This window comes from Bacteriovorax sp. Seq25_V (assembly GCF_000447795.1).
GTDB lineage: Bacteria > Bdellovibrionota > Bacteriovoracia > Bacteriovoracales > Bacteriovoracaceae > Halobacteriovorax_A.
The window spans coordinates 37,778-50,265 of sequence record NZ_AUNI01000014.1; the positions used below are offsets into that span (position 1 = coordinate 37,778).

Genomic DNA, 12,488 nt, shown 5'->3' on the forward strand with positions numbered 1-12,488 from the left:
GAAGTTAAGCTCACTGATAAATAACGGTAATGACAAACTATCGCACTTTTTCACCATCTCTTCAACACAAGATTGACACTCTCAAAGCACGTCGCGAGAGTATTCAACTTGGCTCAATAGGCTTTGACTCGCCACTTTTACTCGCTCCTATGTCGAGTATTTGTACTGCTCCATATCGCTTATTGATGGAGCAACTTGGGGCAGGCGGAACGGTTAGTGAGCTCGTTTCTTGTCATGGAATTAATTACAAGAACGATAAGACAATAAAAATGCTCGAGATTCACCCTCTCGAGAAAAATATAGGCCTTCAACTTTTTGGAGAAGATCCACAAGCAATGGCCGATGCCGCAAAATTTGCTCAAGACTGCAATCCAGATACTCCGACAAAATTTGTGGATATCAATATGGGTTGCCCAGTTAGAAAAGTTGTTAGTAAAGGTGGAGGCTCTGCTCTTTTAAAAGAACCTGTAAAACTTGGAAAATTCTTTTCAACTATTAAGAAGGAATTAAACATCCCTCTGACAATTAAAATTAGAACTGGCTGGGATAGTGATTCTATCAATGCACCAGAAGTTATTCATATCGCTAAAGAAGAAGGAATTGAGTTTGTTGCGATCCATGGAAGAACAAGAACTCAAGGTTACTCAGGGCTCGCCAGCTGGGAACTCCTCGAAGATATCGCGAAATTAAAAATACTGCCGATGATTGGAAACGGAGATCTTCACTCTTCTTATATGGTTAAAGAACGTATGAAGCAAACAGACTGTCAAGCATTGATGCTTGGCCGTGGCCCACTTCGTGATCCATTTATCTTCCTTGATAGTTACAAAACAGATGAAGATAACTTCCACTTCACTCCGACTGATCATCTCGAAGTTATTGAAAGGTTTCATGAGTACCTTGAAGACTACTGCGACAGAGAGAGAACAATTCTTATTACTCTTAGAAAGAATATCGTGTGGATGGTTGCAGGTTATCCAAATGTAACTCACTTTAGAAATGCCATGTTCCGTGCTGCAGACATTAAAGAAACAATGGCAATCACAAAAGAATTTCTAACTGAGCTTGGGGAATCGAAAAAACAAATCGATCACACACAAACCTTCATGGCCGGTGGGCACGGTTAGAAATCGACAAATATTTTTGGCGCTCCAAATTTTCACTTAGTTATATTATTTTCTATGCTAAGTCATTGAATTTAAATCTTATTTATAAATAAGAAACTAAAGAAAAAAAAGAAGTGTCCGATATTTATACTCAGAGATTAAAATAGTGAGTATGAAGATGACGAACAAACGAAATTCAAAAAAAATTCACGCACTTTTCTTGGGGCTTGTTTTAGTTATTAATAGCAACTCACTTGCATATCAATGTGCTGACAAGAAAAAAGAATTAAAAGAGATAGATGCTCGTCAAAAAGAACTCCTAGATAAAAAGAACCCTGGTTCTACAAAAAACTTAGATGAACTACTCACTGATATTGATAAGCTCAATGCTGAAAGAGTCGGACTTCTAGCGCTAATGCGTATTAAAGACGATTACAATGATTCTCGGGCAGCATTGGAAAAACTTAATGCCCAGGAGTTCTTATCAAATAATGCCATCGCTTTTCTTAATGATTTAAGTAATCATATTAAATCAGTTGCTCACCACAATCTTATTATCAATACGATGAACACGCTCTCTCCAGAGCAGATCGTAAATACAAATGCTTCAGACGATAAATCCATCCTTTTGCAACAAACAGAAAAAATGAATAAGGATGCTTGGCGGATCACACAGACAGTAAAGAAATCGCTGGGACTAAGTGAGGGAAGTTTATTTGACTACATGAAAGATTGCGCAAAAGACAAAGCTAAAAAATCTATTCACTGCGATCAATTCCAAAAGAACCTCACGAAACTTAGAGATATTGGGAATCGTTACGGAGACCCTACTTTTCTTGAAAGCTCAAAGAAAGTTATCGACAACTACGGTAAGCTATTGACTATATCAATGAATACAGAGGGAAAATCTCAAAGCGATAATGAAGATCAGTTCTATAAAGCAATTCAAGAGCATAAAAGTACTCTACGAGATGTTGATCTTCTAGGAGGTGCTGATATTTTTGGGCTAAATAGACACCAAAATGATATCAACGAAGTAGAACTCGCAAAAATCGATCGCCTTCTTGAATACTTTGAAAATGTTCACAGCAATTCAGAGGGAAGAGATACAGCATCAAATAAGATCGAGTATCAACTTGATTCTACTTTAAATAAGAATAGAAAATCTTTACGCGACAGTGTTGATCTCATCAGAACCTCATTAATCAATATTAAAAGTAAATGTGATATTTTAAAGACGACATCTTGTGGTGATGACACCGACAGTTCAAATCTAAACCTAAATCGAAAAACACTAACAGACGAACTAATCAGTCTCAATAAGGCTTTTGCACCTTACAACACAATGGTTAACAAAGATGGTTCACCATACAAAGGAGAGAATTCTCTTCCTCAACTCGATGGAAAAACAATTTTCAATCCAGAGGTTGCTGATACTCGCAAAAAATATATCGATTTATTGGAAAGTGCATTTACTAAATCAAAAATTGATAATGCTTCTTTTGATAATGTTATAAGTACAACTTCAGACCCTAATCTAAAACACTGTGGAAAGATGAAAGCAGTCTTTCTTGGTATCGACAAACTCAATAACTTTATCAAACATGATGAAGACGTGGATACGATAAGAAAATGCCAACTAGGAATATCATCTCTAAATCTTGGAGCAAAAGAAACAGAACTGCAAAGACAAATTAGTGCTAAATCAGCTCAAGTTCAAAGAATTATTCAAGACACTGATTTTAAAAATCTCGAGATTTTAAAATCAATTCTTTATACAGATTATTACAAGAAGTGTACTAATGAAGATGATATTGAAAACATGGCAATTAAGGGAACATGCTCTGAGGGATTTATCAATTCACATACAACACAAATCGATATTTTAAAAGATGACTACAACGAAATTAATGATGAGATAATTACAAGAAATTACCTTAGATATCTAGACATCAACGATCGCGGATCCCTATTCAAAGACCCTAGTCAATGGAATGCAATCTTAAAAGGTCAATGTGCAGGATATGGAGAAGCAAGGCGACAGTTATCATCAAGCTCTGAGCAATGTGGATTTAAATCTTCTTGTAGTGCTTGTGAAGCCGTTTACAATCTTGGAAAATCAGCAATTGCTGCTAAAATGTCAGAAGAACTTTCAAATCTACCAATGCACGTCTACCGCGAGTACGATCCCAAGACAGGAACAATGCTAAATAAGCGCCACCCTATTAAATCAATGGTTGCTCATACCATGATGTATGCAGCCAGAAGAATTCCACAAATTGGTGCGCCATTTATTCAGTGGCAGCAATTTAGAGGTCAAGCACTTCAAATGCAATACTCAGCACTTCATAGTAAGCAAATGTACACTTGGAATAAGCAGTATAGAGCACAGGCTTACAAAGCCTATGATCTTACAAATCCAAACCTTTTTAATCCATACTCAAGAAGCTTTACACCAGGTTACTCATTCTAAACTGCTAAACTAGACTGGGGTTACTTTTTGATCAACAGACTTGCAATTTTAGATTTTGAGTAAAAACCAGACTAGTAATTACAGTAACTTGCTAAGACTCATCCTAAACGAATCTTGCATATTACAGGTCATGATATATAACTGCCCAAATTATAACTGTAATTCATCCACCAAAAATAAATTTGTAAAAAAAGATGGGTTCTATTTTCGAAGAGATGACTCTCGAAAAATCCAGCGTTTTGCCTGTAAAAATTGCGGAAAGAAGTTTTCCCGCTCGACCTTTTCATTAGAGAAAAATCAGAAAAAAAGAAGAATCAACTACAGAATATTTCAGCTCATGACAGGGCGATACTCGATGAGAAAGACATCAAGAGACTTAAATATAAGTTATCAAACAGTACAAAGAAAAATGATTTTTCTTGCAAAGAAGTCACAACAAAAGCAAAAGCGGTATCTTAAAAGTTTAGAAAAGAAAAAAATTAAATCGCTGCAGTTTGACGATCTCGTCACAATCGAGCATACAAAAATGAAACCGCTATCAATATCAGTTGCTGTCGACAAGGATTCTCGAAGAATCCTAGGAGCAAGGGTTTCAAGGCTTCCGGCAAATGGTCCACTGGCAGATAAATCTCGAAAAAAGTATGGTTATCGGAAAAGTAATCATAAAAAAGAACTTAATAATTTACTCAAAACTATTTCAAAATCAGTCGCTCCAAACGCATTAATTGAAACCGATGAGCATGCACTCTACCCTAAATATGTAAAAAAATATTTTCCTAAATCAACTCACAAGCAGTACAAAAGTATACGTGGTTGCGTTGCCGGACAGGGAGAATTGAAGAAGGCCAGATTTGATCCACTTTTTAAGATCAATCATACTCTTGCAATGTTTAGAGCATCAATCAATAGACTTATTAGAAGAAGCTGGTGTACGACAAAGAGAATCGACATGCTTCAGAATCATGTCGATATCTTTATCGCATATTTTAATTTTTACTATTTGAGACCTAAACCAGCCCCACACTAAGTTAGCAGTTGCCAATAATTATAGGGATCAAGTGTGAAAATCAATAAGCTATTCCCTTAAAAAAACGTCCCCAAAACTCAGTAATTTCAAACACTTAACTCTTTTGCTAGGTAATTCTTGACCTTAAGATTCCATTCATCAATTAGAATTAAATTACTGATTTTACAAACCGAAAAGAGAGTTGAAGACGTGTAGTAGTAGAAAGAGAAAATTAATGAAGACGAACTTTTTAAAGGCCATTTTTTTAGTGATGATGCTTGTGGTGACAGCTTGTGTCCCTTCGTCGCCAAATACAAGAAAAACGGCAAATACAGGAACCGACTCTTCGACAGAGACTGAAGAGGATGACACAACTTCAGTTGGGCCAGAGCAGATTTCTTGGTTTTCAAGCTCTACACTTTTCACTGGTGTTCTTGCACAAAATTCAAATGCAGTTGCCTCCTTTTATCTTCGCGGAGCTGCTCTTAGTGATTACATCATTAAAAAAAATAAACAGGCACAGACATTTTGCCTTGTTGCAAACTTCAACAGTGCAACTGGACTTGATAAGAGACAGCTAAGACTTAGAGCATATCCTTTTAGAATATTAACAAGTTCTGAGTATGCATTGAAAATTGAAGTTTCTAGAACTGCTGATAATAGTAATTTTTGTGGTGGAGACCTAGTTCCTACATATAATTCATCAAATGATATTGTAAGCTATATCAACGAATCTGATTCGGCTTTCACATATAGTGAGTTATGTACAAACTGTACTAAAACTTTCCTCTCGGATAGTATTAAGATTTTCGAATCAACAAGCGGAAGCATTGGAAGCGCACTTCCAATAAGTAAGACGACATTAAATCTGTCAGCTCTTTCGATTAAGATCGATGTCTCTAATAATCAAACATCTGACACTAATACGTGTAGCCTTTCAGCCTGTCAGGCCGAGGGAAGTGATTGCTGCCTTGAGGGTCAGTGTGTGAAGGATGGCGCGCTAAGACCGAATCCAGATTCTACTCTCCTGAACCAAGCGCTATATGATGTTTCACAAAGTTATTCTAACTTTAAAAAGTGGCCGACGGTATATTTTGTTTGTCAGGAAAACACAACTCCTCCAACAGATACTGATGAAGATGAAACTGATCCACTCGATCAGGCAGCGCAAGATCTTGCTGAAATGATCAAAGACTACAACTGTCTTCAAGGAGATGCTTCACAATGTGATCCAGACCTTACAAGTGTACAGCAAAAAGTTTGGAAGATGTGTGGTTGTATGATGGATCCAATCACAAACGACCCTCTTGATCCTCGTTGTCCAGACTATAGTTTACAAGTTGAAACAGATACAAGTGGAACAATTACTAAAGTGAGCTGTCTCATTCCACCACTTGAAACTGAGCCAACACCTTTTCAAAACATGACAATTAATGTTTCAACAAAGAGTGCACCTCACCGTTACTTTAGTGCGGCTGGAACTAACTACGATGATCTTGAAGATGTACCAGAGTTTACGCAACAAGAAGGAACAGGATTCTCATATTTAGATGAAACAAATAAAGTTGGACCAACAACCACGTCATTCAACATGAATGCTGTACTAGGACAGATGAGTCTTGACCTTAGTGATGCCTATCCGGCAAAGGCCATTGATGTTGATATTGATCAGACCTATATTATTATCGGTAATAGTGGTTACTATACTCCATGTATTAAGTGTCAGACAGATTCTTGGTACAACGTATTTTCATCTCACCCAGAAATTGCAAGTTCCCACGGGCTTGGTTTCAAAAACTATACAACAAAGAGATACGACTACAATTACAATACAAATAACGCAAACTATGAAGACAATATTTTTGGGCGTGCATGCTGGCTTCCTCCAACAATGATACCATTCACTCACAAGGCGAATACTAATGTACAAACACAACGCCAAAATCGTCTCAATGCGCAAGCAGCTCTTTTTATAAATGGGTATCAAAGAGATTGGTATGGTTTTAACAAAGGTGCACTTATTGCTTCCTTCGACGGTGTTAAGTGGTTTGCCGTTGGTAATGGTAGAAGAGTACAATCAACTTCAACGAAGCTATTTCTTGCCGTAAACGCACCATTTGCAGATCTTTCACAGCCAACAAGTTATAATGTTTCTGTTATTCAAGATCTTGGAGGACAAACGGCAAGTGATTTTGACTGGGACTTTGAGCTTGGACTAAGTGACTCCAAACAAAACCCAGGAGCTTCATGTCAGTATATGCACCAATGTGAAGTAGATTCTGACTGCGTTACAAAACTTGGCTGGGAGTATGCTTGTGCTGATGTAACAAGTGTAAAAACCACATGGCCGAAATTTGACATTAATGGAAATGAAAAAGCAAATAATCAATTTGATAGTGTTGCAATTGCAGACCTTCTCGTTGGAGGTCTCAGTGGTAATGAAACAAAGAGATGTGTCTATCGAGGGGCCGGGTCGATTTGTAAAATTAATCCAACAACGCTCACTTCTAATAATCAAAAGGCATTCTCTTGTGCACCAAATTTTTACTGTGCAAGTCTAAATGCAGCGGCATTTAATCAAGAACTCAAACGTTCACCAAATGACCCGACGAATATTCTTTATGGTCAAGGTGCAAATGTTCTTGGGAGACCAAAGGACTATATTAAAGCTAACTACTCGCTAACGAGTACAATTAGAGAGAATATTCTTGAAGGTATTAAGAATGCTCCAGAAACAGTATCCGCAACTGACTATGGTGTCTGTATGCCAGGAAGAAATACTCAAGGAACGACTCTACTCGCACAACATAATTCAAGAGATAGCCAGCTTAGAACTGACTATATTTCGCAAATTGGAGGCTGCGACCCGACATCAACGACCGCTTCGAGAACTCAAGCATGTCCAGTGTTTGATACTGATGGCAACCTTGTTCGTACGGCAACTCCAAATACAACACTAACTAATGCACAAAATATGTGTGGAGGAGAAAGTCTTGTTTCAGGGACATCAGTATTCTCTTCTATCGAAAAGAGCACCCTTGATACAGTTGGACTAACAATTACAACTCCAGCAGTTGCTGCAAATGCGTGTTTTAGAAGAGCTGGTTCAGTGTGCCATACAGACCTAGATTGCTCTCCAAGCTACCTTCATGAAGAAAGAGCAGGAACTCTTGGAATTGAAAGTTTTGGGGGAACACTTGCAGAACTTAATTTCTGGAAAGAAGGACTAGTCTGTGGTCAAGGAGATCCTTCACCAATTCTTGGTATCGCTGATCTTACAAGCTATCAAGACTATGATATGGGAAATAATAGATGCTGTCGAGAAATCGCCAAAGACTTTACAATGTACACTCAATACTCAGGTGCTGACAGTACAAAAGCCCCTGGTTATGATGCACAAAATGCGACTCTAAATATAAATTCAAGTTCATATAATCCAACGTCTAATGGACGCTATTCTCGCTATGAAATTTCACCTGGAACTGCGACACCATCAGTAGTCATCGCGGCGTCCCCAGGACCTGCCAATGCATTATCAGGACCGAGTAACAACGATTCACAATGGAAGACAATTAACCAAACAGGATCATTAACTTGTTGTGGCGGTGGGTTCATCAGAAAGTTTGAAGATGGGACTAATGATTGGACTCAAAGAAATAGACTACGCCTATCTCCTGAAAACTTTGCATGTATTAACTACAAAGAGAGAACATATAAAGAAGCATTTTCAACTAACGCTGCTGTTAAGAAGAACTGGACAAGTGATTATACAAGTCTGTGCCTGTACCCTCAAGTTGATGAGAATGGTAATCATATTGGCTGTATTCAAGAAAATATCGTAGATGTTGATGGGCAATTAACATTTCCAAAACCAACACTATTTACACCTCCGGCAACAGTTTTACTGTCAATGTCTCCAGGAAGTGATTTTGATGGAAATGGAACTATTGATCCAGGTCTAATGGTTAAAGAAGGCGTTCCCTATCCTCCGCAAATTATGGTGGCAGACGGTACAGCATACGAAAATACACTGACAATTTTTAGAAACCCTACGGCGTTAGACGCAGGTTCTGTTCCTACAAATGCAAATAGAGTAACGATCTACTTTCCAACTTATATGCTAAACAGCTCAATGATCGTTAATCTCACATACAAAACATATGACGAAGATGGCCTAGTAGCGACTTATAACACAGGAGATATCTTCAATGACTGTACAGCAGCACCTTTGACACCTTCAATCTGCTATGGAACAGCAACAAGTGGGCGTACCTATATGAGTATGTATGTTCCTGCTCCTGACGATTCATGGCTTTGGGGTTATGCAGATATTGAGTTTAGTCCAAACATTCTTGCTGGAGCAATGAACCCGGGATCGCAACAATACTATGAAGATAGACTTTCAAAGTTTGAATTGATCGGTATTCCACAAATTAATTACCAAGCAGTAAGTTGTAATGATAGCGCATCAAGTGGAGATCTTGATCTTATTCCGGGAATCTTTGATGAGGCCGAAGCTGGAACAACAACTTTTGCAGAGCTTGATACGAAACTATTTCAGTATAAAACTTCAAACTCTCCTATTTCTCACTCACAGATTTTCTCTGCGGACAACTTTAGATGTTGCTCAAAGCTGGGTTCTACTGTAGCAGATCCAACACGCTGTTGTTCAGGCTTTGGTTCACTAAATGGAACGTCAGGACAGTACACATGTAAGCTTCCATCTGGAGCAAACCTTCACCTCTACTTGAATAAATATGTATCAAGTGAGAGTACATTTGAATTAAGTGAAGATGAGAAACTAGAAGACACAGACTTCGACTCAGCAACTGGCTACCCAAAGTACACTGATGATGTTTATTCAATCATTAGCACATTCGGTAAGCAACACTGCTCAAGTGGTACAGTGAGAAGCGGAGGCGCATTCGGTCATTTCCCTACTCAACCAGGGGTTGTTGGAAATACTGAATACAACTCAATTGTCGACTCTGTACTTGATTACGATGCGACGACTCAAGCAGGATACGGTGCATTTATGAGTGGATATCGATGGAATCTTCATAGCTACTGCGAGTAATTCAAAAAGCTTATGGCCCTTATATGACTAAAAGTTAGACAGGGCCGTAAAAATTATCAAATCTTTATACAGTTCAACCTTTCTAACCCCCTGAATCTACGCAAACAACTTTGGCACTGCTCTTGCTTTAATAAAAGTACTTAGTTTTTAAATTTGTTTATAGGGGAATAAAAATGAAATTTAAAATGATCATCTCAACTCTACTTTTGGCATACGCCTTCCAAGGTCATGCCTCATCACTATCTTGCTCTATCCTAATTGATGGTTTTGAAGCTGATGGCAAGAAAACTGTCTACGACCTTTCTAAGAGTGAGAAAGAGAAATATGATAAATGTGTTGATGGAAAAAAACTTCTTCCTAATAAGTACAAAGCATTTGAAGAAAGAACCAAAGAGGAAGCACGTAAGCGTAAAGTAGCTTATAAAGAGGCCGAAGAAGATAAGGCCGAGCGTAAGAAAAAAGAAAAAATTAGAGAGTCTCGTGAGGAATATACATTCTCGGGCGGAGAACTTGAAGAAATGTTTAATAAGCCAATCTTTGCTTATCGTTTAGCAGCTAGAGTTGGTTTTGCCGATAAGATTGAAGGTCTTCATCATAAGCTTGATAAGCTAACAGATATGGAAGAACTATGTAAGCATATTGGTAAAGAAAATGGGATCGACGGTATGCGCGCTAAAGAGGCCATTCTTGACACTAAGAATGGACGTGCAGAAGTTAAGAGACTTAGCAACCAAGGTGTTGTGATACCAGACTCATTCTTTACAACTTATGAGTTATTTGAAACATCTGATAAAGATATTAAGAAAATGAAAAAAGATGGTTCTCGCGCAATTAAGATTCTAGAATTTTCTGAGATTACTTGTGTGGCCAACTCAAATAAGAAAGATGACTTTGATGACTTATCACCAAAGTTAACATTAAGAACGAAAACTGGAAAAGAGATTGATGTTGACCCTTCAGAAGATGAATTTGTTATCGACGACACTCTTGATGAAGGACAGAGTAGAACTCGCGATATCTTCGCAGGAAATGATGAAGACCTAAGCGATGTTGAAAGAATGGATACAGGAAGTGAAGTTGACCTTATCCTAAGAACGACAACTGGGGACTATGGAAAATCTCGCCCAGTACAAAGAGTAATCATTAAATAATCACATAGGGGCCCGATGATCGGGCCTTTTTTTTTGACCATTTGTTATAATTTGCTATCATTAAGAAGTGAATATACTAAAAATCATCACTACAATTCTGCTAACAATAATGGCCTTCGCTGAGAAGCCAGTCGACATAAAGCCCCTCCATATCAATCAGGGCTGTCCCGAAAATTCAAGTTGTTCAAAAGAGCAGGCTTCACGCTATAAACAATTTGAATCAATTATTAAGTCAAAAAAGGACGCTAACATAAGAAATCTTTTAAAAGATATTGGCGCTCCCATCACTGGCTGGGCCTTAACTGACAAACCAGAAAAAGACATTACGATTTATGATTCGGCCTGTCCTTCTCATAGAAAAGCTGAAGGAAGAGTTTTTGTTTCTGAGATTTTTATTACAAAGAATAAAACACCTGAGAACTTTATCCCTCACTATATTTATACCTTTTCATCAATCGACCAAAAACCAATTCGTGTCATGACGCCATATCGAACACTCCCACAAATATTTATGGGAGACACTGCGGTGATGATGATGGATACAGATGGTGTTTATTACAACTATCTTATCGAGGGCAAGACAAATAAGCTTTCAATTGATTTTAAAAGTTACCCGTATTTTGAAATTATTGACTCGGAATGTTCCTCTGAACTTTCAAAGCTTTTTAAAGAAGATAATAAAAATAGTATCTACGAGTACTATATGTGCAAGAAGATCTGGAATGAGAAAACCAAGAAGTATCAAGACGTCCTATATGGAAGAGGTTGCTAGTTGGAACTCACGGTATGCGTTTACAATTTAGAAAATTTTTTCCTGGATCAAGAAAGTTTCATTAACACAGACAAGACACCACTAAAGTCAGAAAAGAAAACTAAAGAGATGGCCCAGACTTTTCGCGAGATCGATGCTGATATTTACGCTCTTAGTGAAGTCGGAGGTATGCGCTCCCTCGAAATATTTAACGAAGAGCATCTGGATTCTCGCTACACTCCCCTGCTACTAAAAGGAAATTCGGATCGTGGCATCGAACTTGGCTTCTACATCAAAAAAGATTTGAACTTTAGTTATGAAATGAAAACTAACACAAGTGCAATAATCGATTTTAAATTTGAAGAGACCGAAAAGAATAAGTACAAATTAAGCCGTGACCTACAAGAACTCTATCTCTCACGAGATGGGAAGCTTGAACTGATCCTTTTAAACGTACACTTAAAATCACAACGAGATGAAACAGGACGTGACTTTCGTGGCGAAAAAAGAAGAAAAGCGGAGTTTACTTACTGCCTTCAAAGATATGCTGAAGTATCAAAGCAATATCCAGAGATCCCAATTTTTATCGTGGGAGACTTCAATGGTAATGCCTCACGTTTTCAAACTGACCCTGAGTTTATTCGTGGCATACACACTTATGACATTATCGATGTTCTCGACTTTCGCGATATTCCAAGGGAGCAACGTGCGACATTTTACCTTTTCAAAGGAAGTGATAGAGTCCCAGTACAACTTGATTACGCCTTCACTTCGAAAAAGACTCTGACAAGAGTGAGTGATGCAACAGTGTATCGTTATAAGAATGAATTAAATAATCTTAAATTCTTACCGCGTTCTCGTTTTGATATTTGGGATAATCCATCCGATCACTACCCTCTTGTTTTCACGTTAAACTGCTAACTT

7 protein-coding genes are annotated in these 12,488 nt (G+C 37.9%); all 7 read left to right on the forward strand.

What is annotated here, in order from left to right; translation table 11 throughout:
* Positions 1-29 precede the first annotated feature (29 nt).
* The 7 genes from M900_RS06410 to M900_RS06440 all read left to right on the forward strand — a co-directional run bounded on the left by M900_RS06410 (position 30) and on the right by M900_RS06440 (position 12,485).
* Positions 30-1,127 carry a tRNA-dihydrouridine synthase gene (locus M900_RS06410; protein ID WP_021274130.1) on the forward strand — a complete coding sequence of 366 codons (1,098 nt, stop codon included), beginning with the start codon at positions 30-32 and terminating at the stop codon, positions 1,125-1,127.
* A gap of 151 nt (positions 1,128-1,278) precedes the next feature.
* Positions 1,279-3,579: a hypothetical protein gene (locus M900_RS06415; protein WP_034731755.1), complete on the forward strand. Its 2,301-nt coding sequence runs from the start codon at positions 1,279-1,281 to the stop codon at positions 3,577-3,579.
* Between the two features lie 355 nt (positions 3,580-3,934).
* Positions 3,935-4,606 carry a hypothetical protein gene (locus M900_RS06420; protein WP_021274213.1) on the forward strand — a complete coding sequence of 224 codons (672 nt, stop codon included), beginning with the start codon at positions 3,935-3,937 and terminating at the stop codon, positions 4,604-4,606.
* Between the two features lie 214 nt (positions 4,607-4,820).
* Positions 4,821-9,662: a hypothetical protein gene (locus M900_RS06425; protein ID WP_021274200.1), complete on the forward strand. Its 4,842-nt coding sequence runs from the start codon at positions 4,821-4,823 to the stop codon at positions 9,660-9,662.
* Positions 9,663-9,835: 173 nt separating this feature from the next.
* A complete protein-coding gene (locus M900_RS06430) occupies positions 9,836-10,813 on the forward strand; it encodes a hypothetical protein (protein WP_021274241.1) in 978 nt (325 codons plus the stop codon).
* 67 nt (positions 10,814-10,880) lie between these two features.
* Positions 10,881-11,585: a hypothetical protein gene (locus tag M900_RS06435; protein WP_157680568.1), complete on the forward strand. Its 705-nt coding sequence runs from the start codon at positions 10,881-10,883 to the stop codon at positions 11,583-11,585.
* Positions 11,586-12,485 (forward strand): endonuclease/exonuclease/phosphatase, encoded by a 900-nt coding sequence (locus M900_RS06440; RefSeq protein ID WP_021274005.1) that lies wholly within the window; start codon positions 11,586-11,588, stop codon positions 12,483-12,485.
* The last annotated feature ends 3 nt before the right edge of the window (positions 12,486-12,488 follow it).